Origin of the sequence: Microcoleus sp. B6-A1 (assembly GCF_036705085.1) — a bacterium.
Lineage (GTDB): Bacteria > Cyanobacteriota > Cyanobacteriia > Cyanobacteriales > Microcoleaceae > Microcoleus.
In genome coordinates this window covers 44,799-67,411 of sequence record NZ_JAUBTU010000004.1, presented here as the reverse complement: position 1 = coordinate 67,411, position 22,613 = coordinate 44,799, and the positions used below count along the sequence as shown (strand labels likewise).

Sequence of the window (22,613 nt, the reverse complement as noted above, 5' to 3'; positions counted from 1 at the left end):
TTCCATAATTTCTCCACAAAAAAGGGAGAAAAGTCGTTTTCTTTTCCCCCAAGTTTTCCTTGTGCCTCAAGCGCGAGCTCAAAACTATTCCAAATTCGAGTCCGGGTAGTGATTGCGAATTTGTTCGGCTTCGGGACAATCGTCAGAAACTAGGGGTTCGCAGTTAGTTCGGGATACCGAAGCCAACTTCTGGGACACAGCTCCAATACTTTCGAGACGCACCATTTCTTCCCAGGAGCTGATTTCGTCTTCTTCGTCGGTTTCGTAGCGCAGCGTGACTAGATCCCCTTCAATATCTAGGATACGAGCGCGCTCTATCCAACGTTGCTGATCTCGAAGAAAAATAGAAACCTCACGACCATCACAACAGAGTTGATAGATTTTGCGCTGTAGCATTTGTCAGTTCTCCTGCGCAGTGTAACTTGCTTAAAATATGGTCTGTTTACCGTAACGTACTTTGGGTTTTACATCGGAAGGCACAGCCGTATGGACTGGCCAGTTTCACGTTTTCCGCAACTTTTGTACCGATGGGAGTTACCAAATTCGATTTTACCACCAAATCTATCTAGTACGCCATTTATCCAATTACAGGTTTTGCAGTCAGTGGCATCCCTCGTGAGAGGCATTTGCCAGCATAGATCGAAGCATTAGGAGTTGACGACGGCAGGCGATTAACAGCGACAATAACAACAGACTCTGCCTCAAAAATCTCGCTCTCTTATGCCTCAAGTCCCCCATAAACAAGAGTGTTTCGACGTTTGTTCGATCGCCCACTAACGCCGTCAAGGCTCAATCTCAAATCTCAAATCTCGAAACGAAAGCTCTAAAGCGACACTCAAACAGCGACAATAAAAACAGACTCTGCCTCAGATATCTCGCTCTCTTATGTCTCAATTCCCCCAGAAACCTCTTGTTTGGAGGTTATTTCTAGCCCCCAGTACCCTCTGTGAACTAAATCTAAAATCTAAAATCTAAAATCTAAAATTTAAAATCGATCGCCCACTAACGCCCTCAAGGCTCAATCTCCAATCTCTAATTTCAAAGCGAAAGCTCTAAAGCGACACTCAAACAGCGACAATAAAAACAGACTCTGCCTCAGATATCTCCCTCTTTTCTGCCTCAAGTCCCCCATAAACCTTTTGTTGCGACGTTTGTTTGATCGTCCACTAACGCCGTCAAGGCTCAATCTAAAATCTAAAATCTAAAATCTAAAATCCATTGCTCGGAGTGTGATAAAAATCACTGACAGCAGGCAGCCCCTAAATGTAGAAAATGGTGGCGGCCAACAACTAGCTTCAAAACGGGCAGCGGAACCTGTGGCGGTTAAGCTAAAAGAATTGCGGTTCCGTTCAAAACAAATTGGAGTCATCGCTCGTGCGTATTAAGGAGGCTAATTGATGGTGTACGCAGAAAATTGGTCGCAGCCGTCTATCTTGGAGCTAGCGCGATCGGGCAACTTTCAAGCCCTAAATTACTGGATTGACAGCTTGCTGCGGCCCGAAGGGATTTATGCCCGCGTCGAACAGGCTCAGGCCGGCTGCGTCCAAATCCTCGTAGAATTCCAGCGCGAATTTGCGCCAGATACTACATTACTCGGGAGCACTCTCCGGGAAGGCTTAGTCAAATTTATTTGCCACCAACTCTGGAGACTGAACTCGCCAGCAGTAGAAGGAGTGCGAATTCACGCGCGCTTGGCTGGGGATGCAGACATTCTCTGGAAACAGTCAGTGCGAATTGTGACTCCGGCAAACCGCCAGCGACGGCGTTACCGTTCCCTACCGGCCGTCGATTGGGTTAAATTTAAAACGTATCGTTCTCTGCTGCTAGTGGGATCGGCATTTGCCTCATTTATTTTAGGGTGTTGGGTCAGCTACCACGAAGCTGTGACCCTGCGGTCAGTAGCCCCAGTATCCGGGTACCAGCAAACTGGGGTAATGTCGGGGCCGCCTCCAAAACGTGCGGATACCGTGCAAGCGGCCTTAGAAGTGGTACCAGTAGTACAGCAAAAGCAAGTTGCTAATCCTTACGACCCAACAGTAACGCTGATGTTCGGAGGAAATGTGAATCTATCGGATGCGCTCGGAGCATCTGCTGCCAACGATCACCAATGGGCTTTCGCCAATATGGACGAGTACCGGCAAGCAGATGTGGCGATGGTTAACCTAGAAAACTCCCTGACTCGCTCTACATTGGGGTCTGGCAAAAAACAATTAAATTTTAAAGCCGATCCAGAATCGGTGAAAGTATTAACAGCCGGAGGAGTGGATATTGTCAATCTGGCAAATAGCCGCGTTATGGATTACGAGGAACCGGGGCTGGTGGAGACGATGAATACTCTAGATAATAGTGGGATTCAACACCTGGGAGCCGGCAGAGATATTAAAGAAGCGAGGCGTCCAGATATTATTGAAGTTAAGGGTCAGCGGATTGCCTACCTCGGTTATTACGATGCCGAGCTTCACGTCGCTGACCAAGGGAAAGCGGGCACTAACCCCCGCCGTAACAATCGCGTGGCCGAGGATATTCGAGCTCTTAGGGGTCAGGTAGACTGGATTATTGTTAATTACCACTGGGGAGTCGAATTGGCCGATTATCCGGGCGACTGGCAGATTGATTTGGCTCGGTTCACGATCGACCAAGGAGCTGATTTGGTAGTGGGACACCATCCCCAGGTACTGCAAGGTGCAGAAATTTACAAGGGCCGGCCCATAGTTTACTCGCTGGGTAATTTTATATTCGGCGGCAATGCTCGCAGGGATTACGATACCGCAGTCCTGAAAGTATCGCTCAAAGACAGGAATATGAAGGTAGAGTTTCTGCCTGTGGAGGTGAAAAATTTTCAGCCGAAGGTGGTGAAGGGATCCGCAGCCGATCGCATCCTCAAACGTGTCGAGCAAATTTCTAGTATTTTCGATCGACCGATGCAATCTTCTGTAGTTCTCGATGCCCTAGTTCAGCCAGGAGCGGCATCAAAAACTCCAAATTCGACCTTGCCAGGAGCAGCCAAGAGCGGTACATACCAGCCTGGGCGAGGTTCTGGGGCCAGCGACGGTGAAAGCACTCAGCAAGGCCCCGGACAACCCAAACCTACTTTGATTTTGCCGGCTTTGCCGGCTGCGCCCCAACAGCCGGACAACTCCTCATTTTTCCCGAACGGGACAGGGCCTGCAATTGAGTCAAATCCGCCTCCGAATCAAAATTTGCCGCCGCGCATCTACCCCACTCAACCTCAAAATCCCAGCCGGGAACCAGAGCCGTTTACAAAAGAGCCATTCATCAAAGAGCCGTTTATTTCGCCCCCATCTCCCAGTCAAGGAGCAGTGCCGAGTCCCCAAAGCTATCTTCCCCCGAATCGGGCTGTATCTTTTGAAGTCGCACTCAAAGAGCAGCCGGCCTCGGCGATCGTTCCAGCTACCACCAGCAACCGCTCCAAGCAGCGGATCGCCCTGCCTCCTATAGCTGGGAGCATTGGTTAGCCGGTGGGGGCCGGAGCGAGGATGCAGGGGGAGGATAGGGGCGGTAATGGGTGAACATCAACATACCAGCGACCAATTATTAACGATCGATTTACTGACAACCAATGATCAATGACCTACTACCGATGACAAATGTGTTTGCGATCGCGCTCAAGCAAAAGCAGTACAAAACCTATATCCTCTCCGACGAAACCGCTAACTCTACTCTAGAAGTTGTGCCGGAACGGGGCGGTATTGCCACTAGCTGGCTGGTTGAAGGCAAAGAAATCTTCTACTTGGACGCGGAACGGTTCGCCAATCCCGAGCTAACTGTACGTGGCGGGATTCCCATCCTGTTTCCCATCTGCAGCAATCTCCCCGACAATACTTACACCCACAAGGGAGTGGAGCGTAAGCTCAAACAGCACGGCTTTGCTCGAGACTTGCCTTGGACAATAGGTGAACAAGTTACGGAGGGTTGCGCCGCTATTACGCTGATTCTCGACAGCAGCGACAAGACGCTGGCTGTTTATCCCTTTGATTTCCAACTAGCCTTCACTTATCAGATTAAAGGCAATTCTTTGGAAATTTTTCAGCGATACACCAATCTGTCTGACGAACCCATGCCGTTTTCTAGTGGTTTGCATCCCTACTTTTTGGCTACGGACAAATCTAAGCTCCGCTTTGAGATTCCGGGGATGCAGTACAGAGATCAGAACACCCATTCCAAGGGTTACTTCACTGGGGTTTTTGACCCGACGCTGGATGAAATTGATGTTTCCTTTGACGAGCTCACTGGTCTGGCTGCTACTGTCACTGACGCGGCGAGCGGCTTGCGGCTGACCCTGAGTTACAACTCCAGCTATGGGAAGTTGGTTTTCTGGATGGTGAAGGGCAAGGATTTTTACTGTTTGGAACCTTGGACTGCTCCTCGAAATGCCCTCAACACTGGCGAACACTTGATTTATTTGCCGCCGGGAGCGACTTGCGAGATGCTGGTTCGCATGACTGCAAATTTTATTTAACAAAACACTTGCTATTTCAAATGAGGGGTGCTACTATTAGAAATTGTGTGCGGTAACAATGTTTTCGCGGGTCGCTAGCTCAGCGGTAGAGCATTCGGCTTTTAACCGATTGGTCTCGGGTTCAAATCCCGGGCGACCCATAAAAAATTTGTGAGTTAAGAATTTTGAGTTTTGAGCTGAATGCTCGGAACTCAAAATTTTGTTTTTTGAACTTTTAACTCTTTTGGCGTAAGTCCCGCGCTGTAATTGTACTCAATTGGGCGTCGGGATATAAGCCAAGCAAGGCTTGTGAAAAAGATCGACAAGTTCCTATTTCTGTAACAAAAAACGTGTAAAATATAACTGGTTGCGACCCACCCACTCGACTGCAAACAACAGGCTACAGTAGCAGTAAGATGCTTGGCCCCGGACAACTGCGAGAGAAAGGGGGAAAGAACAGACCGCTGGTTGACAAGGTACGCCCTGTTATGAAATATAATCCATGTTTGTTGTACGAAATAGTTTTTTGCCTTGGGAAACAGGGTTTCTGCGTGGGTTCCCTAGGAAGGGATAAAGGGTGTAAAAGCCCAGAGATGCTGTGTCAGACTCGGATCGTCTTCAGTGACGAATCTCTGTAATGAGATACCCAACAGAGCAACGGCAAACGAGACACGAAGCCCGAACTATAACGGTATTCCGTTTAGTTTGGGTATTTCACTATTATCCTAAGAATTGAGCTTGTCCAAAATTCACTGCCCAAAAATCACAAATAATTAGGAGGAATATCTATGGCGCTTGTACCTATGCGATTGCTGCTCGACCACGCGGCTGAAAATGGTTACGGCCTACCGGCTTACAACGTCAACAACATGGAGCAAATCCAAGCGATCATGCGCGCTGCTGACGAAACCAACAGCCCTGTGATTCTGCAAGCTTCTCGCGGCGCTCGTTCCTACGCTGGCGAAAATTTCCTGCGCCACTTGATTTTGGCAGCAGTTGAAACCTATCCTCACATTCCCATTTCCATGCACCAAGACCACGGCAATGCCCCCGGTACTTGCTATTCTGCCATGCGCCAAGGTTTCACCAGCGTGATGATGGACGGTTCTCTGGAAGCGGATGCTAAGACTCCTGCTAGCTACGAGTACAATGTTCAAGTTACTCGCGATGTGGTGAATGTTGCTCATTCGATCGGCGTTAGCGTTGAAGGCGAACTGGGTTGCTTGGGTTCTCTGGAAACAGGAATGGGCGAAGCAGAAGACGGCCACGGCTTTGAAGGTGCGCTTTCTCACGATCAGTTGCTGACAGATCCTGAACAAGCTGTTGATTTCGTCGAGCAAACCGGCGTTGATGCTCTAGCAGTCGCCATTGGCACTTCTCACGGCGCTTACAAGTTCACTCGCAAGCCGACTGGCGAAATTTTGGCAATCAGCCGCATTGAAGAAATTCACCGCCGCTTGCCGAATACTCACTTGGTGATGCACGGTTCTTCTTCTGTGCCCCAAGAATTGCTGGAAATCATCAACAGCAACGGCGGCAAAATCCGCGAAACCTACGGCGTACCTGTGGAAGAAATCCAAAAGGGTATCAAGTGCGGTGTTCGCAAGATCAATATCGATACTGACAACCGTTTGGCGATTACCGCTGCGGTGCGCGAAGCTTTGTTCGCCAAGCCCGATGAGTTTGACCCCCGCCACTTCTTGAAGCCGTCGATCAAGTATATGCAGAAGGTTTGTAGCGATCGCTATAATTCTTTCGGTTGCGCCGGTCACGGTACAAAGATTAAGCAAGTGTCTTTGGACGATTTTGCAGCTAAGTATGCTAAGGGCGAATTGAGCGCTCCTAAGAAGGCTGTAGCTGTTTAAGAATTTTAGGTTTTAGATTTTAGATTTGTCTGAAGTCTAAAGTTAGGATTGCCGGGTAGCTTTGAAGTTGCCCGGTTTTTGTTTGTGCGATTTTATGTATAGCAGTAGTTGATTATTCCCTCGATCAGCGGTTGAAACAGATCCTACACAAACTTTCGTCCCTCTCTCAGAGACTAAAGAATCAACGGGGTATTACGGTGACAAAGCAGGGCGCACAACGCGAATCAGTTTACCTTCCAAAGGTTCTGCGGCGACGATCGCGGTGTGGATTCGGTTAGCCAGCGCTTCCCAATTGCGATCGTTCGTACAGGCGATAATGCCAGCATGAAGGGGCTGTATGCGGTGCAGCCGAAAGAAATCTTTACGATTTTCGGTAAGGACGGCACGTTTTTCGCTAGTAGCAAAAGCTAAAACATCCGGGTCAGGAATTTTCTGATTGGCTCTGCCTGCTTCTTGAACAGTCAAAACATCATGTCCTAAAGCTCTCAGTAATTCTACAACAGGATAGGGATATTGCTCATCGGCATAGAGACGTGCCATCTGCTACAAATCCTCGTCCATCACTTCATCGTTTTCCCGAATTTCTGTTTCAATTTCATCGGAGAAAGCTTCGGCGTATGCCCAAGCGTTAGCAATATCAGTCGCAGATAGCGATAGATAGCTTGTGAGTAAATCAGCTTCGCTGTAGCCAATGCGACGAGCTTCTACAAGTCCCCAAACGGTGATGCGAGTTCCAGCAATGCAGGCACTCCCGCCACAAACATCAGGCGTTTTTTCAATACCGCGCCAAGGAGTAATTTTACCTTGAGATAGGAGTTGAACGACTTGAGCTTTTTCGTCGTCAGAGAGTGCCAGGAGTTGAGGCTCTAATTCTTTTAGCGTCATGGCAAACAATGGAATTGCGACTACCGATCATTCTATCGAACCGATCGCCCCATTTACCCGATCGCCCATTGCCACTCCTAGTAATTTGGGTGAAGGGCGGGGAATGCAAGCAACGGTTGTATCAATTACACTGCACGGGCGATCGCATATTGCCTCAGTACAGGTGAAATCGTGTAAAAATTTGCTTGTTGTTCAATCAAGCAGCGCCGCGATAGAGATTGCAGCGCATTTGGTAAATCTGAAGCCGGAATTCTGTCATTTTCTAGCAATTTTGCCCGGTTGATTGGCTGGCTTCCTTTCGCTAACAAGGATATTACTTGTTTTTCTAGTTCGGATAGGCGATCGAACTGCTGCTGTAAAACATCTTTCAAATCTTCCGGCAACAATATGGTATCATTTGGTAATAACTCTGTCACGCCTCCACCCAAGTCTTGAATCAGATTCGCCACGCTTTTTAACCATAGGGGGTTGCCTTGGTAACGATGAATGAGAGTTTCAGTGTTGTCGATTTCTTCTAACCCATAATCTCTGAGTATTTCCCGTCCGGCGGCGATGTCTAAACCTTTGAGTTGTAATGTACGAATGGCAGTATTTTGGCTTTTAACTTGAGTCACTTCTCTGGGTTGTTCCCAACCGATTAACAGAAAGCAGCTTTGATGGGATAATTTTTCTATTTGTTTGAATAAAGAGCGATATTCTTCGGATTCTGGTTTATATTTTCCTGCCAATTCGCCGCAACAGAAAAGGTTGTGAACGTCATCTAAGACGATTAAACAGCGATGGTTTTGTAAATACTTAATCAGCGGTAAGCGGTTTTGGTTTGTTGGGGATGAATCTTGTTTTTCGGAATGGGAAAAAAGCTGTATTAGGTTAGATTGAAATTTTTCTAGGGTTGGGAATTCGTCTAGAGTATACCAAACTGCATACTCAAACTCGTCTTTAATTTGTTGTACGAGTTGTACTGCTAGGGTGGTTTTGCCGATACCGCTGATGCCGGTGAGGGTGATGAGGCGGCAGTGTTGTTGTAGAATCCAGGTGGTGAGGGTTTGGAGTTCGGGCGTGCGATCGAAGAAATCACCCAACTCCGGCATTTCGCTTAAATCTTGATGTAGAGTTTTGGTTTGTTTTGGGTTAGCTGTTTCCTGATTTGGTGGCTGTGAGTTTGGTACTTCTGGTGGGTGTCTAGCTTGTCCGCAAATGTTGAAAATACTGCTCACTACAACATCTTGTGCAAAGTTTACGACATTAGAGTTTTGCAACCTCTCCATTGTGGAGCGAAAATTCGATTTACTGACTTTTTCCCCAAACTCTTCTGAAAGTATCTGCCATAATTCCGATCCGATTTCCCTGATGCGACTTTCAGAACAGTTAAAATCTTTTGCTATTTCTTTGTATGTCTCGCGTTGTAAAGTTCCCCGCAGTACCGCTTCCTGTAAATCGTCAAGGTGCTGACCTGTTTTCTCGAAAACTATGCGATCGGCGACATTTAACATTTCTTTAAGATTCATCTGGCAGGGAGATGCGAGAGTTTTGTGTATTGTAGCTTAGATTTCCGGCTTTTTAGTACATTTTCGTACAAAACTAGATAAGACAAAATGAAAGCAGGAGAAAATTGTCTGCAAAATAGAACATTTTTTGACTAGACAAAGTTTTAATTTATAAGGATAATTAGGAGAACTACAAAGCATAAATAAAGGTGTTTACCATGACAAGCTATGAGAGCGTAGCTAAGGCAGAACTCTTGTACTACCAAGGAAATGTAAATGCAAGAATGGGAAGGTTTCAGGATGCTTTATACCTCTACGATCAAGCTATAGCAGTCGATGGTAATAAGCCAATGTATTACAACAATCGTGCTGGCACTCTCAAGAGGTTAGGAAGATTGCAGGATGCAATCAAGCAATATGAAGAAATTATCCAGAAGTTTCCTGACTATGGAAAAGCTTTCCTTTCTATAGGCAGCACTAGCATTGAGACTGGTGACTATCAAGGAGCTATTTCTAGCTATCGTCGTTTTCTTTCTGCATACGAGAAGGGACAGTTCACCTTTAATCCGATAGTGGGAGGAGTCAATCATAGTGTGTACGGTGATGACTTACTAGAAACTGCACTGCTTACATCAATCAATTACCTTTCTGAAGAACAACAAAGGCTTGCACTTCAAGCTTTTCAGGAAGCACATAACTGAATCGAGTTGACTGAAAGCTGTCTATCTCAAAAATACTGAAAGTGGTAATTATGTGTCAACCAATTAGTGAAATTTCTTACAGGCTGTGGTTACTTACAAACCTTGAAAATGAAGGAAAAGGAGGCGAACTTCTAGTCGATTCCTATACTTTTGATCCCAATTTATCTCAAGGAGATGTCGTTCATATCGAGAAATGGAGGGTAGGAGTTAGAACAGATGATACATTACAAAACCAATCTTTCTCTTTTGAAGCAAGAGTTATGGAAATAAAAAAGGAGGTTGTGCGGAATCACAGCTTCGTTGTTAATATCATTTTGGAGTCACATAATAGAGAAACCATATCTCAACTAAGAGAAGCCCTGAGAGATAACAATCCAGAGCAATTTCCACAAGGAGTCTAGCACGATCGCCCATCTTGCCTATTCCGTTGACACTCGTGTTACTCAACCTCTTTTTCCACTGGCACTCTGAGCCATTTTCACCATTTCAAAGTGCGATGGTTGCACGCAGGGTGTGAAGCGTAGCTATCCCATAGGGAATCGCCCCAGCAAAAGAAAGGCAGATCGCCATTAAAACACGAGTTTAAAGGCTAAAATAAATGTATGTAATCTTAAACAAGCGATATGCCTCTCAGCGAGCTTTTACCCACCATCGATCAATTATCTCATCAAGATAAACTGCGACTCATTCACTTTCTCCTACTTGCAGTTGCCAAGGAACAAGGATGCAGCCTAGAACCTGCTGAAGATACTAATTCAGAAAATGTACTTTTGAATCAACTAGCATCAACGAGTGCAGTTGTATGGTCTCCACAGGCCGATCGAGAATCAGTTCAAGCATTATCAGAACTTCTACTTGCCGCCCAAGAATCAGCTCATGCTTAATAGTCAGCGATTTCCATTTATAGAGCGAATTGATAGCCTTGGGCGATCGAGTATCATGCCATATTTGCCAATCACTCTCTCCAACGGCAGCAACTCCGTAGAAGTGATGGCATTGTTGGATACGGGTGCAAGTGTCAACGTTTTGCCTTATCAGATTGGTCTACAACTAGGGGCAACATGGGAACAGCAAACCGTTCCTATTCAATTGAGTGGGAATTTGGCTCACAGTGAGGCGCGGGGATTGGTGCTTTCGGCTACAGTTGCTCAGTTTTCGTCGCTCTTGCTGGCATTCGCTTGGACTCGTTCGACAGATGCACCTGTAATCCTTGGACACCTCAACTTTTTCTCGGAGTTTAATGTCTGTTTTTTTCGTCACGAGTTAGCTTTTGAGCTTTACCCAAGAGAAAAATGAATTGTTTAAGCAATATGCGATCGCCCTTTCTTGTTTCTGATGAGCGATCGCCTAAAATGAAAGGGCGATCGCTGTTTGCTTTTTCTGATGACCGATCGCCCCATCACGCATCAAGAGCGATCGATGTCTGCAACCAAAAGCATCAACGTTAGTTTTAACTCACTGCAAATTCTGTGAACTGACGCATATAAGGTGGATGAAACCCAACCACAATGTCCGACTTCGGCACACCTATATTAACCAGCTCTTGCCCTAAATCGATTTCTGTTCCATTCTGCTGAATCCAGATTTTGCCATCCTTAATATCGAGATGTATAGGACAACCGTAAACTCGCTGTTTGTTATCCCAACCCACTCGAACAACTTGATAATGATTGTGTTCTGTGTCAAAAACAACTTGCACATCCACTTCTCCATAAGAAGGCTTGTAGGCAGCATATTTCGTGAGAATTTGTTTGATACAATCCCGATACTTTTCTATTTTTTCCATAAAACTATTACCTCTTCTTCTACGTCATAAACCAATAATTTTAACTGGTAATCTTCCACAACAGCGGTTGTAAATTCCCGCTTGAAGAAATCGTTATACGCCGTCAAAGGAATTGCCAAAAATAGATGACGTTGGGGATCTTTAAACTTGAGTGCTGTACGGTAGTTGATAAATTGTCCAACGGCTAAATGAAAATCTGTTATCGCTGAAGTATTCAAAAAGCTCTTGATTTCTACAGCAATTTTCTCGCCCTGCCGTTCGGCTGCCAGCAGACGTTCCGCCCCCAGATCGATTAACATATCAACTCCACCCACACTGATGGAAAGTGGGTCATCTGTAATCTGCCAACCATCCTTTTGCAAGGCAATCTTCACAACATCATGAAATTTATCCTTTGCTGACATAAAGCCCTGATGACAAACAATTATAATTATACTGGCATTAATTGAGATGTGTGAGTGCAATTCAGGTTGTTGACTCACCAAATCAAACATCGCGTGCGAGATCGCTATCGTAAGGCTTGTCCAAGAGAGTGCGATCGCCCCTCACACCAAATACCAAACACTGCGATGATTGTACAGAGTGCGATGCTTGAGTTAAACAAAAGATCGATCGCCCTATGGGCAAACATTTCTGCTAAAGTATAGCGCGTACTTAAATCAAACAGCCTACACTTGTGGAAAGAATTCCAAACGAGGCCTTAGTAGTTCGTGGCGGTCGCAATCGCCCAGAAGATATTAAACGCAGCACGGCAACTCACCCCAGCGGCATCACGGGAATTTCTGTAGAATGTGGAGTAGGATTATCTGTAGCAGAGTTAGCAGCAACAATCCCTCATGGACAAGTTGGTGTGACGACAGTAGGCGAGGTTCGATCGTCCGATGGAGATGTCATCCGTACTTCTGGCCGCAGCCCAAATCATGCAACATTAACTGGCTTAACACCAGAACAAGCAAGTCTGCTGCTGACACCAACGATTCCTAATCCATCCTAACAATCATCCTGAGTAAAGTAAAAATATGAAATATCCCAGAATCTTTGCAGATTTTCATAATGCGGATGAACAAGGTCGCCTTCGCCTAAATTGCGTTGGTACGATTGAAGATTTGAGTCACCAAAATATTAAGTTGGAAGATGGCAAATTTTTAGCATTGTATGACGAAGAGTTAGAAGTCGATGGCGTAGTGCAATATTCCGAAGAGGAAAGTCTTTGGGTTGCAGTAATTGATTGGAAGCAAATTAGGCAAGTAGAGGATATGCTTGTTCAAGCAACAGTCTAGTGCGATCGCTGGCTAAATGCGGGTATCAAGTAAAAGTTTCATTCCAAAACTTCCCATAGTTCGGCGACAGGAGCAATTAAATCTCCTAATATTTCACCGCTTCCTTTCATTGTGCCAAACACAGGGCGTGGGGTTTGGGTAGTGGCAGGATAGATAATCACTAATGGTTTCCCTTCATGGATGATGGTGAGGGGGGTTTTGGTACGTTCCCTTAAACCTTCTGCTTCTTCCTTCGCGTCCTTTGCGTCTTCGCGGTTCGTTTCTAACGCAAATACTCAATCCAAGCCGGCAAAACCTCCGGCGAACCGTACCACTTCCCCGGAGAACGAGGCGAATGCCAAACCCCCTCCAACACCAGATTTTCGGCCCCGTCCAAAACAGCAGCTTCCACCGGCGTAATTCCATCTCCCCAAGTTTCGCCTTTCCCCACAGTCAATTCATAACTTTTGTAAGCCAGCCAAGTCCCAAAACCGCGCTTGCCAAAAACAGCCTTCCCAGCAGCGCACACGTAGCGCACCTGGGGGTGAAAAGCCCCCGGATAATGAATTTTGACAAAATCTAGATTTTTGCGCGTCCAGCGCTCTTGAGAGACGTGCGGCGTGCCTAAAGTGATTAAAGTATTCACATAAGGGTGAGCTTCCCACAAACCTGCGTCCTCAAGCACGTCGCCGTGAATCGTGTAAGGCTTTTCGCCCAAATAGATGCGAGAAATCCAGCCGCCGGCGGAATGACCGACGAGATTGATCTGGGGAACGCCGTATTGCTGTAACATTTGTTTGACCGTGCGATCGAGCTGTCGCAAAATTGGCACCATCGACCGCCCACCAAAAGTCGGCAACCAATCTCCCTTGCCCAGAGGCACTGTTACTGTTGGGAAACCTCGATCGACCAGAGACTTTTCTAATTCCCGATAGTCGGAAGCAGCAGCAAAATATCCTGGTAAAATCACGGTTGGTAATGGCATGGTCAATTTTAGATTTTAGATTTTAGATTTTAGATTTTGCGGTCGGAGTGCTACGATCTGTTTTTCAAGTTAAAAGACACTTGCCAAAGCATCCTTTGGATTGCTAACATCTGCCGCTCGTTTAACCTTTTGCTTAGGGAATATCTACTTCTATGGCTCGCGAGCCGATTCAAACATGGTATTTTACCCTAGTTGTCGTTCACTTAGAAGACCGTTTTCTACTGGTACAAGAGCGCAAGTACGAGCAGCAGTGGTATCTCCCAGCAGGGCGAGTGGAAAAAGGGGAGACTTTGCTCGAAGCTGCTATGCGTAATACCTTTGAGGAAGCGGGCATTTCCATCATCGTTGAGGGAATTCTCCGGGTAGAGCACACAGTGATGCCTAGGGGTAATGTGCGCCTCCGAGTCATTTTTGTGGCTCGTCCACAAGATAAGACCCCGCCCAAGAGTAAGCCGGATGAGCATACTTTGTGCGCGGGCTGGTATTCTCTCAAGGAATTAGACCAGTTGTCGTTGCGGGGAGAGGAAGTTCGAGAAATGTTTCAATATATGGCCAGCGGCGCTCCAATTTATCCCATCGACTTACTCACCATCGAGGGAGCTCCTTTTAAAAATTACCGCTATCGCTGGTGAATCCATAGATTTTGGATTTTGGATTTTGGATTTTCGATTTGAGACTTCGGCGTGAGTGCGATCGCCCTTACGATTTTAGATTTACTTGCAGCGCAGTGAATCAGGGAGCAGGAACTTTAATTTACAATTTGTAGAATCGACCCTGACGCTAGTGTCGGGGGCTTGTACTCATTTTGGGGCGGGGCTACCGAGGGACTGCGGGCTGGGCTGACAGCCACTCGATCAGTTTTTTGATGGCGTAACCGAATTGGAAACGCCGATCCATCGAACTTGTCGATCGTGTTTAATAAATTTGGTTCAGTTTCGGGCCCATGAATTTTCATCAAGGTCGATCGGGCAACTTCGAGGGCGATCGTGCTAAAATTATACCTTTGAATTCCCAACCTCTCCTCATTAAAACGAATTTACACTCAATCACAACCACAACAATATAAATTACCAATCCCCCAATCACTCAATCTCGCAATCCCCCAATCTAAAATCTAAAATCTAAAATCTAAAATTTAAATGACTGACTCTTCCTCCCTAGCCAACACCCTTTCGGAACCGCTGCGCCAGCCTTTTTGGTGGGCAGCCCTAGCTTCTGTGGGCCTGCACGGAGTCCTCGGAGCAACCGCCCCAACGCTCTCAAACATACTTTATGGTGGAAATTCCTCAAAAAATATCCCCGGTTCTGTCGGCTTAGTAGAACTAACTCCAGCAGAAGCCGGCCGCCTGCCACAAACCATACCACCGAAACCGTCTAATACGCGATTTACGCCATTTTCGATCGCACCAGTTCCCCTTCGGCCAGCGCCCAAGTTAGCCCCGCCCTTGCCCCCCCCACCTGATACCATCAACTTGCCCGCCATGCCGCCGGGAATGCCCCCTCCTGGATTCTTTTCCCCTCTCCCTCCTTCCCCTCTCCCGCCCTTCACGGCCCCAACAGCCCCGCCACCTCCCAAAACTCCATCCCCAACAGTCAGAGCCCCCTCCCAGCCAATACCCACTTTCGTCCCACCCGTACCTCCCAGCGGTTTTCTTTTCCCGCCCTTACCTGGTAATTTCGATCGCAATATCCCGCCACCACCATCGTTGACAGAAGCGCCCCAGCTTCCCGGCGGCGGCTCGGAAGACGAAGCAGAGGCGCTCAAAAGGATTATATCCAGTAGAGGCGGACTGCCACTATTTCCAGACGGAGCTCCAGTCTTTACCCCGGAATTCCCAATTGGCAGGAATGTGGGACCCGATGGAGTACCAAAATTGACTCAAAAAGATCCCAATAAAAGGAATCTCATCGCAGAAACTCCCGAAGAAAGAATCAGGAGACAACAATTTGAAGAGGGACAGCGACAGCTAGGACAGTCCGGCCAACCGGGTTCAAACTTACCCACCGACAGAGAGACACTGCTGGCGGCTGGAGAGACCTATGTTGCTTTGTTTGAGAAATTTAAAAAGGCTTATCCTGACTTGGAAACGACGGGCCCGACTCCTGTGCCTGTCCCTTATCCCGTAACAGCTTGCTCACAAAAACTCCAAGGAAGAGCAGTTTTTGGAGCAGTTGTCAGCCCTCAAGGCTTGCTCAAGGCCGAGCCACAGCCGATCGTCCCCACGGGTTACGGTATTCTCGATAATGCGGCTAAAATTGCGATTATTAGCCCTTCTCTAACATTTGAAGCAGCCAGCACGCACAAGCTTTACCAACTGACTGTCGAGTTTAAGTACGACGAAAAAGTTTGTAGTGGCATTCCTCTCACCCCAACCAGGCCCAACCCACCAGGCCAGCCGCAGCCCGCGCCCGCGCCGACAGCGCCCAGCAGACCAACAGGCCAGCCGCCCTCCCCAGCGCCTACAGAAGTGAAGCCGCAGTTTGAGAAGCCGCCGGCCCCCTCAAACAAACCGCAGCCAGGGGCCCAACCGTCGCCGTCGGCACCCAAGCCCACGGCTCAACCGTCGCCCTCGCCTGAACAGAAACCAGCAGCGGAACAGTCGCCTTCTCCTCAACCGCAACCCGCCGAAGAGTCCCCGCAGCCCGAAGCTGCACCATCTCCCGCCGCCGAAGAGTCCCCGCAGCCGGAAGCTGCGCCATCTCCTGTCCCGGAAGTGTCGCCCTCGCCTGAAGCTGCGCCTTCTCCCGCCCCGGAAGTGTCACCCTCGCCGGAAGCTGCGCCTTCTCCGGCCCCGGAAGTGTCGCCATCTCCGGCCCCGGAAGTGTCGCCGGAAGCTGCGCCATCTCCTGCTGCTACGGAAAATTAATTGGGCATCCGTAATTGGGCATCCGTAATTGGCAATCGGATATGGGAATAGGTAATATCCAATCTGCTTGCTTCAATATTGTGAGTTAGTAGTTAGTAGGGTGCCTCAGCTTGAATATTTGTTGCTTATCCAACTAATTTCAACTTGCTAAGGCACCCTACTTTATCCACTAAGAATAAAGTAGTTTTTCGTCTGCCTGACCAGGCTTTGGATGATTGAAGTTTTGACTACAAAGCTAATTACCTATTCCCCTTAACCTCTCAATTGTATTGAACTTTATACATTTGAAATAAGTCGCCGCTTTGCTTTTTTACTACCTTAGCGCCAGCAGCTTTAATCATTTTTTCCCAATCTTCTATTGTCTCTAAAAATACTTCCCCGGCTCTATAAGTTTCCAAAATTGCCCAATCTTCGGCTAAAGGAGCATTGGGGTTGAGGACATCAAAAACAAAATGACCGCCCGGTTTTAGTACCCGCTTTACTTCTCCCATCACAATACTCCAATAGTCTATGGGATAGTAACAGCTAAAGCCTGTAGCGAGGCATAAATCGAACTGAGCCTCCTCGTAATTTAACTGGTGAGCGGGGGCCCATTCTACGCCTTTGAACAGCTTAGAATTGAGCTGAGGGCCGCGAGCGTTTAAGGCGTCTCGCGCGGCGCTGCTGATTTCTTGACCGTAAAAATAGGCCTCCCACTCCCGCCAAGGGTAGATGAGAAAGCTGACTCCGCACCCAATGTCTAAACAGCGCTGATTTTTTTGAGGTTTGGCAATTTTCCAGAAAGGAGAAACTGTTTTTGCTTGGAGAGTTCCTGCAACAGATTCTAGGAAAATCGGCATTGCTTCGACTTCTTCGGGTAAAGCGAAAGCTTCTCCTCGGTATTCGCGATCGAACCGGGCAGCAACCTGCGATAGTAAAACTTGCCAGCTATCTGATTTGCCTTTAGCAAACCAAGTCTGCTCCTGACCCGCTACTGGGCGTTCGGACTTTTTAGACATTCTTGAATTACCTTTTAGAAGCTTTGAGAGCTTTTGTAAAGTTTTGGCGGTAAGGCTTATTAAAAATTAACGCGGGCCAGAGCAGGGAGAGCTTCAGGCGATTTGTAAAACTTCGATCGAAGTTAGTGCGATTGAACCCATTCCAAAATTTCCAAATACCGCCGCCGTAAGCGGCTAGCAACACCAATCCAATTAACGGTTCCATCAAATAACCCCCTAAGCGACTGATTGGATTTTGAGTCAGCGAGCCTGCATCGCTACCCTTAATCTATCATTTATCAGACGCCAAGGCACACCGATAGCTGTAGTAATTCCACCTTCCGAAAGAGACTGCAAAATCCCCGCTGGCCACAAACTTAAAAATAACACCCCCGAAATAGCTTTCACCGAGCAAGCAAGAAGGGACTTCTGGTAAAAGTCGATCGTTCTGAGGACTTATAAGATTGAATAAGTGAAGAATTAAAGAATGGGGAATGACTGATGAGATAAGGGTTTCGAGTACGGGCCTACAGTTGCATTCTGTTTTTTAACTGGTATTACCCAACATCCCCTACAAATCCGAGCTCGACCGGGGGATTGGTGCGATGCCGCAAGTTCTAATTCGGTTGAAATCGGTTGCTGTTGGGGGACGGCCTGGCCCAACGGGATTTACCAGACGTGTCACTACTCGAAGATAATTAACTAAGAACTGATAGCTCGCGGCCGACGAATTACAGCAGGCAAACTTTTTCTAGCGGACAATAGCGGTAGAGAGCTTTTTAAGCAAGGAGGATTTTATGCGTGCAGTGCTGATGGCTGGGGGATCGGGAACGAGGCTCAGACCCCTGACGTGCGATTTGCCCAAACCGATGGTGCCGATTCTGAATCGCCCGATCGCAGAACACATTATTAATTTGCTAAAAAGGCATCAGATCACGGAAATTATTGCGACGCTGCACTACCTTCCCGATGTCATGCGCGAATATTTTACTGACGGGGCAGAGTTTGGCGTTCAAATGACTTACGCTGTGGAGGAAGACCAACCGCTGGGTACGGCTGGTTGCGTCAAAAATATTGCTGAATTGCTCGATCGAACTTTTCTGGTCATCAGCGGCGACAGCATCACAGACTTCGACTTAACCGCAGCGATCAAATTTCACCGCAGTCAGCAATCCAAAGCCACGTTAATTTTAACTCGCGTTCCCAACCCGATGGAATTCGGGGTCGTGATTACCGAGGAAAATTACCGCATCAGCCGCTTTCTGGAAAAGCCTTCTAGCAGCGAAATTTTCTCCGATACTATCAATACCGGCATTTATATTTTAGAACCCGAAGTCTTGGATTACCTGCCGACACATCAGGAGTGCGACTTCTCCAAAGACTTGTTTCCCCTGCTACTGGAAAAAAACGAGCCGATGTACGGCTACATCGCCGAAGGTTACTGGTGCGATGTCGGCCAGCTAGATGTTTACCGGGAATCTCAGTACGACGCGCTGCGGGGAAAGGTCAAACTCGATTTGAGCTACTACAACGAAGTTCGATCGGGACTTTGGGTAGGTCAGAATACTTTTATTGACGATAGCGCGATCGTCGAAGTACCGGTCATGATCGGCAACAATTGCCGAATTGGAGCCCGAGTTAAACTCGATGCCGGTACCGTGATCGGAGATAACGTGACAGTCGGGGCCGATGCCAACCTCAAACGTCCCATCGTCTGGAACGGAGCAATTGTCGGCGAAGACGCTCATCTTAGGGCCTGCGTGATTTGCCGGAGTACCCGCGTAGACAGGCGCGCTCACGTCCTCGAAGGTGCTGTCGTCGGTTCAATGTCCATCGTGGGAGAAGAAGCACAAGTGGGGCCAAGCGTGCGCGTCTGGCCGAGCAAAAATATTGAATCCGGCGCTCTGTTAAATCAAAATTTAATTTGGGGAGAACAAGCTAAGCGGAATTTGTTCGGTCAGCGTGGCGTTCAAGGACTGGCAAATGTGGATGTTACCCCGGAATTTGCAGTGAAATTGGGCGCGGCTTATGGCTCGACTTTGAAACCGGGGACTGCGGTATCGGTTTCTCGTGACCAGCGGAGCATTTCGCGGATGGTTTCGAGGTCTTTGATTGCGGGTTTGATGTCGGTGGGTATTAATGTGATCAATTTGGAATCGACGGCAATTCCGATCGCGCGCACGGTTTCGTCTACGATATCAATTGCCGGCGGCATTCACGTTCGCATTTCGCCCGATCGCTCCGACCACATTTTAATTGAATTCTTCGATATCAAAGGCATCAATATTACTAAAGGAGCTGAGAAAAAAATCGAGGGGGCTTATTTTAAGGAAGATTTGCGGCGAGCTCTAATTCCCGAAATTGGAGAGATGACGTACTTTAACCAAGCTCTCGATGTTTACAACCGCATTTTTGAGCGCCAGATGAATGTTGAGGCAATACGCTACAGCAATACTAAGGTGGTAATCGATTACGTTTACGCGGTTTCAGGAGCAATTCTGCCCCAAATGCTTGCCAAGTTCGGCTGCGATGCGGTGGTTCTCAATGCTAGTCTCAAGCAGACTTCTCTAAGCAACGGGGAACGGGAATATTTGCTCGACCAACTCGGCCGGGTGGTGAAAGCACTCAGCGCTAATTTTGGAGTGCAGGTATCGGCTAACGGCGAACAGCTCATTTTGGTAGATGAGTCTGGGATAGCGATTCGTGGGGAAATGCTGACGGCGTTGATGGTAAATTTGATGCTGACTTCTCATCCCAAAGGTACAGTAGTAGTGCCGGTGCATGCGTCTTCTGCGGTGGAGGCGATCGCCCGACGCTATCAAAGCAAGGTAATCCGCACGAAGGCGAACCCAACTGCTTTGATGGAAGCCGCTAACAGGAACCCGAATGTGGTTTTGGGCGGCAGCGGCCTTATGGGTTTTATTTTCCCGCAGTTGCATCCCGGATTTGACGGAATGTTCTGCATTGCTAAAGTGATAGAAATGATGACGATTCAGGAGCGATCGCTCGGACAGATCAAGGCGGAACTTCCCCGCATCACCCACCGCAGTTACAGCGTCCGCTGTCCTTGGACTATCAAGGGTTCGCTGATGCGACATTTAGTAGAAACTCATTCGCCCGATCGTTTAGAATTATTAGATGGAGTGAAGATTTTTAACTACAGCGACGACAATTGGGTATTAGTTTTACCCGATGCTAGTGAACCGACCGTTCATATCTTCGCCAACAGTGAGGATCGAGATTGGGTATCTGAAACGTTGAAGGAGTACCGCGCCCTCGTTCACGATTTTGTCAGTCAAGCCGAGGCGGCAGTTCTCCAAGATAAATTTGGTAACGTGTAATCGGGAATTGGGCATTGGGCATTGGGCATTGGCAATGGGGAATTGGTAATGCAAAAGTAAAAAAATAAAATGCGTTATTTTAAGTTTTACCTTTTTACTTGAAAGTTCATGCCCAATTCCCAATCCCGAATTCCCTGCGCGGGCCAATTCCCAATTCCCGATGCCCAATTCCCGATGCCCTGTTTGCCCAATTCCCAATTCCCAATTACGCACAGATAACCGATGAATAGCTGCATTTTGATGGCGGAAATAACTCAACAACCGCAACTCCGTTATACTCCTGAAAATCAAGTTCCAATCGCTGAAATGCTGGTGCAGTTTCCCGGCCCAAAACCTGAAGATCCGCCCGAACGTTTGAAGGTGATAGGATGGGGCAATTTGGCTCAAGAAATTCACGATAAATATCGCGAGGGCGATCGCGTGATTATTGAAGGTCGGCTGGGCATGAATACGATCGAAATAGATGGTATCAAAGAAAAGCGCGCCGAACTGACAGCTCAAAGGATTTACAGTGTCGGCGCCGATGCAATGAGTTCGGCTGCCCCAACTAGAACCGCCCCCGAACCGGCTCAAATTCGCGACAGCGCCCCGGCTAATGTGCCGAGCAATGTAGTACCTTTAGGCTCGCGTAACCGCAGTTCTAACAGCGCTCCAAGCGGCGCTAACCGCACGTCTAGTTCGGATTGGAACTCGCATCAGTCTTCAAATTCTGAGTCCGATCGCCAGTCGGGTTCGTCTAACGAAGCTGACAATCCCGATTACGATCCGATTCCATTTTAAAAATTAGGGTGCATCACTTTACAACTGAACTGTTCGATCGAAAGTGACGCACCTTAATTTAAGAGCGATTCCCTACGGGATAGCTTCGCACGCGCGTACTTCAGGAAAAAAAGGGCGATCCTGTTCGAGGGCTGGGCTAACGAATTTGGCTCAACTACGAGCTCTAATTGCAAATTTTACAGCTCGATTGTCACAACTTTTTTCTTGCTTTTTTCGTCGCGCAGCACGACGGTATTGTAGGGCGATGTATCCGTCCCCAGCGGAATTGGCATCTTAAAGCTGCCGCTCTTATGCTTAAGTTCGCCTAAATCAATGCTTTTCGTTATATTGCCATCTGTTGCCAGAGAAGCGGTAAGTTCGCCTTTATAATCTTCAATCAAAAAGTCTTTGAAGAAAACGACCTCCCCAGCCTCGACATCGATAGCAAGGATGACCGTACCGCTAAACGTTGCGCCTTTTTCTTCTTCATCAACCGTCGCCATTTTAATTTCCGAGGGGTCTTGACCGGACATATCTGGCATAAATTTTTTCTCCTGAGCAAAGCGCAATAATTAACAAGAATCTTACTTGATGCTAGGGGGGATCGCAAAACTCTTAGGACGTATTTCTGCATCGGTCTTGCTTCTCTCTAAGGTTAGAGAAGCCCGCGATCGCGCATCATAGCACCAATTCTCTCAATTCTTGAATCAGTAAGGAATGAGAATTAAATAACTTCCACTCTTGAAAGTGGGACGGGCGGGACGCCCATCCCACAATAACAATTAAAATTGTAAGTTATTTAATTCGCGCTCCTAAGTACAGACCGTTTAAATGCTCTCTCTAATACCCCCAAGTCTCGCAAACACGGCCGCGTTAATTCGATTCGATATTTAGCATCCTTACGGTTGAGTTTTTAAGTGATTGGGTAGAGAATTAAGCCTGATGTTTTTGATAATTTAAGAGCGATCGCACTTGGCTCAAGAAAGGGCGATCGCCCTGAAAAATTACTCTTTCCAGTAACGGGTTAAAATCCGCATTATTTCACCTGCGTTCGGGGATGGTAAAGGCGGACTCCATTCCCCAACTTCTGCAAAACCCAAGACGTGAAGTAAATTGATGATGCTTTCCACTCCTTTGGGAATCCCGCAAATCAACAATCGGATCGGTTGCTTTCCGATGGGTGCGTCGGGAATTTCTTCGCGCAGGAGTTCAGGAACTGACTTTGGCTGTGATATCATGAGT

The 22,613-nt window shown here is 47.5% G+C and carries 28 protein-coding genes and 1 tRNA gene; 16 read left to right on the top strand and 13 right to left on the bottom strand.

The features are described from left to right. Positions 1 to 84 precede the first annotated feature (84 nt). Positions 85 to 396 carry a DUF6679 family protein gene (locus QUB11_RS02335; RefSeq protein WP_006633466.1) on the bottom strand — a complete coding sequence of 104 codons (312 nt, stop codon included), beginning with the start codon at positions 394 to 396 and terminating at the stop codon, positions 85 to 87. Between the two features lie 833 nt (positions 397 to 1,229). Here QUB11_RS02335 and QUB11_RS02330 point away from each other — a divergent pair. The 5 genes from QUB11_RS02330 to fba all read left to right on the top strand — a co-directional run bounded on the left by QUB11_RS02330 (position 1,230) and on the right by fba (position 6,324). Next, positions 1,230 to 1,385, top strand: coding sequence for a hypothetical protein (locus QUB11_RS02330; protein ID WP_158307982.1), 156 nt, complete (start codon positions 1,230 to 1,232; stop codon positions 1,383 to 1,385). 12 nt (positions 1,386 to 1,397) lie between these two features. Then, on the top strand, positions 1,398 to 3,476 hold the full coding sequence (locus tag QUB11_RS02325) for a CapA family protein (protein WP_333389596.1): 2,079 nt from the start codon (positions 1,398 to 1,400) through the stop codon (positions 3,474 to 3,476). A 134-nt stretch (positions 3,477 to 3,610) separates the two neighbouring features. Next, a complete protein-coding gene (locus tag QUB11_RS02320; RefSeq protein ID WP_445300847.1) occupies positions 3,611 to 4,480 on the top strand; it encodes an aldose epimerase family protein in 870 nt (289 codons plus the stop codon). A 68-nt stretch (positions 4,481 to 4,548) separates the two neighbouring features. Beyond that, a tRNA-Lys gene (locus QUB11_RS02315) sits at positions 4,549 to 4,620 on the top strand. 627 nt (positions 4,621 to 5,247) lie between these two features. Next, on the top strand, positions 5,248 to 6,324 hold the full coding sequence (fba, locus tag QUB11_RS02310; RefSeq protein ID WP_333151971.1) for a class II fructose-bisphosphate aldolase: 1,077 nt from the start codon (positions 5,248 to 5,250) through the stop codon (positions 6,322 to 6,324). 192 nt (positions 6,325 to 6,516) lie between these two features. On the opposite strand, the gene QUB11_RS02305 is transcribed toward fba, so the two are convergent. The 3 genes from QUB11_RS02305 to QUB11_RS02295 all read right to left on the bottom strand — a co-directional run bounded on the left by QUB11_RS02305 (position 6,517) and on the right by QUB11_RS02295 (position 8,717). Continuing rightward, positions 6,517 to 6,864, bottom strand: a complete 348-nt coding sequence (locus tag QUB11_RS02305; RefSeq protein WP_333389593.1) for a DUF5615 family PIN-like protein — start codon at positions 6,862 to 6,864, stop codon at positions 6,517 to 6,519. Between the two features lie 3 nt (positions 6,865 to 6,867). Beyond that, on the bottom strand, positions 6,868 to 7,209 hold the full coding sequence (locus QUB11_RS02300) for a DUF433 domain-containing protein (protein WP_333389591.1): 342 nt from the start codon (positions 7,207 to 7,209) through the stop codon (positions 6,868 to 6,870). A 125-nt stretch (positions 7,210 to 7,334) separates the two neighbouring features. Beyond that, positions 7,335 to 8,717 (bottom strand): NB-ARC domain-containing protein, encoded by a 1,383-nt coding sequence (locus QUB11_RS02295; RefSeq protein WP_333389588.1) that lies wholly within the window; start codon positions 8,715 to 8,717, stop codon positions 7,335 to 7,337. A 197-nt stretch (positions 8,718 to 8,914) separates the two neighbouring features. Between QUB11_RS02295 and QUB11_RS02290 the strand changes: the two genes are divergently transcribed. From QUB11_RS02290 to QUB11_RS02270, 5 genes are all read left to right on the top strand, one after another. Beyond that, entirely contained in the window at positions 8,915 to 9,397 is a 483-nt protein-coding gene (locus QUB11_RS02290; RefSeq protein WP_333389587.1) for a tetratricopeptide repeat protein, read from the top strand. A 50-nt stretch (positions 9,398 to 9,447) separates the two neighbouring features. Next, on the top strand, positions 9,448 to 9,798 hold the full coding sequence (locus tag QUB11_RS02285; protein WP_333246884.1) for a hypothetical protein: 351 nt from the start codon (positions 9,448 to 9,450) through the stop codon (positions 9,796 to 9,798). A 222-nt stretch (positions 9,799 to 10,020) separates the two neighbouring features. After that, positions 10,021 to 10,281: a hypothetical protein gene (locus QUB11_RS02280; RefSeq protein WP_333203664.1), complete on the top strand. Its 261-nt coding sequence runs from the start codon at positions 10,021 to 10,023 to the stop codon at positions 10,279 to 10,281. Next, entirely contained in the window at positions 10,274 to 10,693 is a 420-nt protein-coding gene (locus QUB11_RS02275) for a hypothetical protein (protein ID WP_333143073.1), read from the top strand. The genes QUB11_RS02280 and QUB11_RS02275 overlap by 8 nt, the downstream gene beginning before the upstream one ends. Next, the gene (locus tag QUB11_RS02270) at positions 10,690 to 10,845 is read left to right on the top strand and encodes a hypothetical protein (protein WP_333389585.1); all 156 of its coding nucleotides are present in this window, start codon (positions 10,690 to 10,692) and stop codon (positions 10,843 to 10,845) included. Before QUB11_RS02275 ends, QUB11_RS02270 begins: the two co-directional genes overlap by 4 nt. Positions 10,846 to 10,847: 2 nt before the next feature. Here QUB11_RS02270 and QUB11_RS02265 read toward each other — a convergent pair whose 3' ends face one another. Next, the gene (locus QUB11_RS02265; protein WP_333389583.1) at positions 10,848 to 11,183 is read right to left on the bottom strand and encodes a XisI protein; all 336 of its coding nucleotides are present in this window, start codon (positions 11,181 to 11,183) and stop codon (positions 10,848 to 10,850) included. Then, positions 11,171 to 11,587, bottom strand: coding sequence for a XisH family protein (locus QUB11_RS02260; protein WP_333389581.1), 417 nt, complete (start codon positions 11,585 to 11,587; stop codon positions 11,171 to 11,173). Before QUB11_RS02260 ends, QUB11_RS02265 begins: the two co-directional genes overlap by 13 nt. A gap of 272 nt (positions 11,588 to 11,859) precedes the next feature. On the opposite strand from QUB11_RS02260, the gene QUB11_RS02255 reads away from it, so the two are divergent. Beyond that, positions 11,860 to 12,177 (top strand): flavoredoxin, encoded by a 318-nt coding sequence (locus QUB11_RS02255; protein ID WP_333389579.1) that lies wholly within the window; start codon positions 11,860 to 11,862, stop codon positions 12,175 to 12,177. A gap of 25 nt (positions 12,178 to 12,202) precedes the next feature. Further along, positions 12,203 to 12,463 carry a hypothetical protein gene (locus QUB11_RS02250; protein ID WP_333389578.1) on the top strand — a complete coding sequence of 87 codons (261 nt, stop codon included), beginning with the start codon at positions 12,203 to 12,205 and terminating at the stop codon, positions 12,461 to 12,463. A gap of 38 nt (positions 12,464 to 12,501) precedes the next feature. Here the strand turns inward: QUB11_RS02250 and QUB11_RS02245 are convergent, their stop codons facing one another. Together QUB11_RS02245 and QUB11_RS02240 are read right to left on the bottom strand one after the other, a co-directional pair. Beyond that, entirely contained in the window at positions 12,502 to 12,624 is a 123-nt protein-coding gene (locus tag QUB11_RS02245; protein ID WP_333389576.1) for a hypothetical protein, read from the bottom strand. A 101-nt stretch (positions 12,625 to 12,725) separates the two neighbouring features. Continuing rightward, positions 12,726 to 13,427, bottom strand: a complete 702-nt coding sequence (locus tag QUB11_RS02240) for an alpha/beta fold hydrolase (RefSeq protein WP_333203674.1) — start codon at positions 13,425 to 13,427, stop codon at positions 12,726 to 12,728. Positions 13,428 to 13,579: 152 nt separating this feature from the next. On the opposite strand from QUB11_RS02240, the gene QUB11_RS02235 reads away from it, so the two are divergent. Together QUB11_RS02235 and QUB11_RS02230 are read left to right on the top strand one after the other, a co-directional pair. Beyond that, entirely contained in the window at positions 13,580 to 14,059 is a 480-nt protein-coding gene (locus QUB11_RS02235) for an NUDIX domain-containing protein (protein ID WP_333053933.1), read from the top strand. Between the two features lie 507 nt (positions 14,060 to 14,566). Continuing rightward, positions 14,567 to 16,294 (top strand): hypothetical protein, encoded by a 1,728-nt coding sequence (locus tag QUB11_RS02230; protein WP_333389574.1) that lies wholly within the window; start codon positions 14,567 to 14,569, stop codon positions 16,292 to 16,294. A 260-nt stretch (positions 16,295 to 16,554) separates the two neighbouring features. Here QUB11_RS02230 and QUB11_RS02225 read toward each other — a convergent pair whose 3' ends face one another. Then, complete coding sequence (locus tag QUB11_RS02225; RefSeq protein WP_333203678.1) at positions 16,555 to 17,292, bottom strand: class I SAM-dependent methyltransferase; 738 nt, start codon at positions 17,290 to 17,292, stop codon at positions 16,555 to 16,557. Positions 17,293 to 17,299: 7 nt separating this feature from the next. Next, positions 17,300 to 17,497, bottom strand: coding sequence for a hypothetical protein (locus QUB11_RS02220; protein WP_333109345.1), 198 nt, complete (start codon positions 17,495 to 17,497; stop codon positions 17,300 to 17,302). Positions 17,498 to 18,068: 571 nt separating this feature from the next. On the opposite strand from QUB11_RS02220, the gene QUB11_RS02215 reads away from it, so the two are divergent. Beyond that, positions 18,069 to 20,612, top strand: coding sequence for a mannose-1-phosphate guanyltransferase (locus tag QUB11_RS02215; RefSeq protein ID WP_333389572.1), 2,544 nt, complete (start codon positions 18,069 to 18,071; stop codon positions 20,610 to 20,612). Between the two features lie 86 nt (positions 20,613 to 20,698). Here QUB11_RS02215 and QUB11_RS02210 read toward each other — a convergent pair whose 3' ends face one another. After that, complete coding sequence (locus QUB11_RS02210; RefSeq protein ID WP_333389570.1) at positions 20,699 to 20,848, bottom strand: hypothetical protein; 150 nt, start codon at positions 20,846 to 20,848, stop codon at positions 20,699 to 20,701. Here QUB11_RS02210 and QUB11_RS02205 point away from each other — a divergent pair. Further along, a complete protein-coding gene (locus QUB11_RS02205) occupies positions 20,835 to 21,392 on the top strand; it encodes a single-stranded DNA-binding protein (RefSeq protein ID WP_333203682.1) in 558 nt (185 codons plus the stop codon). The two genes, QUB11_RS02210 and QUB11_RS02205, sit on opposite strands and share 14 nt — an antisense overlap. A gap of 176 nt (positions 21,393 to 21,568) precedes the next feature. Here the strand turns inward: QUB11_RS02205 and QUB11_RS02200 are convergent, their stop codons facing one another. Further along, the gene (locus QUB11_RS02200) at positions 21,569 to 21,913 is read right to left on the bottom strand and encodes a hypothetical protein (RefSeq protein WP_333389568.1); all 345 of its coding nucleotides are present in this window, start codon (positions 21,911 to 21,913) and stop codon (positions 21,569 to 21,571) included. Between the two features lie 462 nt (positions 21,914 to 22,375). Beyond that, entirely contained in the window at positions 22,376 to 22,609 is a 234-nt protein-coding gene (locus QUB11_RS02195) for a hypothetical protein (protein ID WP_333389566.1), read from the bottom strand. Between the last annotated feature and the right edge of the window lie 4 nt (positions 22,610 to 22,613).

What these genes read in the sequence shown, in the direction of transcription:
- QUB11_RS02200 (WP_333389568.1), bottom strand. Translation starts at nt 21,913, where the DNA reads ATGCCAGATATGTCCGGTCAAGACCCCTCGGAAATTAAAATGGCGACG.
- QUB11_RS02285 (WP_333246884.1), top strand. Translation starts at nt 9,448, where the DNA reads ATGTGTCAACCAATTAGTGAAATTTCTTACAGGCTGTGGTTACTTACA.
- fba (WP_333151971.1), top strand. Translation starts at nt 5,248, where the DNA reads ATGGCGCTTGTACCTATGCGATTGCTGCTCGACCACGCGGCTGAAAAT.
- QUB11_RS02300 (WP_333389591.1), bottom strand. Translation starts at nt 7,209, where the DNA reads ATGACGCTAAAAGAATTAGAGCCTCAACTCCTGGCACTCTCTGACGAC.
- QUB11_RS02290 (WP_333389587.1), top strand. Translation starts at nt 8,915, where the DNA reads ATGACAAGCTATGAGAGCGTAGCTAAGGCAGAACTCTTGTACTACCAA.
- QUB11_RS02195 (WP_333389566.1), bottom strand. Translation starts at nt 22,609, where the DNA reads ATGATATCACAGCCAAAGTCAGTTCCTGAACTCCTGCGCGAAGAAATT.
- QUB11_RS02305 (WP_333389593.1), bottom strand. Translation starts at nt 6,864, where the DNA reads ATGGCACGTCTCTATGCCGATGAGCAATATCCCTATCCTGTTGTAGAA.
- QUB11_RS02240 (WP_333203674.1), bottom strand. Translation starts at nt 13,427, where the DNA reads ATGCCATTACCAACCGTGATTTTACCAGGATATTTTGCTGCTGCTTCC.
- QUB11_RS02325 (WP_333389596.1), top strand. Translation starts at nt 1,398, where the DNA reads ATGGTGTACGCAGAAAATTGGTCGCAGCCGTCTATCTTGGAGCTAGCG.
- QUB11_RS02210 (WP_333389570.1), bottom strand. Translation starts at nt 20,848, where the DNA reads ATGCAGCTATTCATCGGTTATCTGTGCGTAATTGGGAATTGGGAATTG.
- QUB11_RS02250 (WP_333389578.1), top strand. Translation starts at nt 12,203, where the DNA reads ATGAAATATCCCAGAATCTTTGCAGATTTTCATAATGCGGATGAACAA.
- QUB11_RS02225 (WP_333203678.1), bottom strand. Translation starts at nt 17,292, where the DNA reads ATGTCTAAAAAGTCCGAACGCCCAGTAGCGGGTCAGGAGCAGACTTGG.
- QUB11_RS02205 (WP_333203682.1), top strand. Translation starts at nt 20,835, where the DNA reads ATGAATAGCTGCATTTTGATGGCGGAAATAACTCAACAACCGCAACTC.
- QUB11_RS02260 (WP_333389581.1), bottom strand. Translation starts at nt 11,587, where the DNA reads ATGTCAGCAAAGGATAAATTTCATGATGTTGTGAAGATTGCCTTGCAA.
- QUB11_RS02215 (WP_333389572.1), top strand. Translation starts at nt 18,069, where the DNA reads ATGCGTGCAGTGCTGATGGCTGGGGGATCGGGAACGAGGCTCAGACCC.
- QUB11_RS02275 (WP_333143073.1), top strand. Translation starts at nt 10,274, where the DNA reads ATGCTTAATAGTCAGCGATTTCCATTTATAGAGCGAATTGATAGCCTT.
- QUB11_RS02235 (WP_333053933.1), top strand. Translation starts at nt 13,580, where the DNA reads ATGGCTCGCGAGCCGATTCAAACATGGTATTTTACCCTAGTTGTCGTT.
- QUB11_RS02280 (WP_333203664.1), top strand. Translation starts at nt 10,021, where the DNA reads ATGCCTCTCAGCGAGCTTTTACCCACCATCGATCAATTATCTCATCAA.
- QUB11_RS02335 (WP_006633466.1), bottom strand. Translation starts at nt 396, where the DNA reads ATGCTACAGCGCAAAATCTATCAACTCTGTTGTGATGGTCGTGAGGTT.
- QUB11_RS02220 (WP_333109345.1), bottom strand. Translation starts at nt 17,497, where the DNA reads ATGGAACCGTTAATTGGATTGGTGTTGCTAGCCGCTTACGGCGGCGGT.
- QUB11_RS02295 (WP_333389588.1), bottom strand. Translation starts at nt 8,717, where the DNA reads ATGAATCTTAAAGAAATGTTAAATGTCGCCGATCGCATAGTTTTCGAG.
- QUB11_RS02265 (WP_333389583.1), bottom strand. Translation starts at nt 11,183, where the DNA reads ATGGAAAAAATAGAAAAGTATCGGGATTGTATCAAACAAATTCTCACG.
- QUB11_RS02270 (WP_333389585.1), top strand. Translation starts at nt 10,690, where the DNA reads ATGAATTGTTTAAGCAATATGCGATCGCCCTTTCTTGTTTCTGATGAG.
- QUB11_RS02230 (WP_333389574.1), top strand. Translation starts at nt 14,567, where the DNA reads ATGACTGACTCTTCCTCCCTAGCCAACACCCTTTCGGAACCGCTGCGC.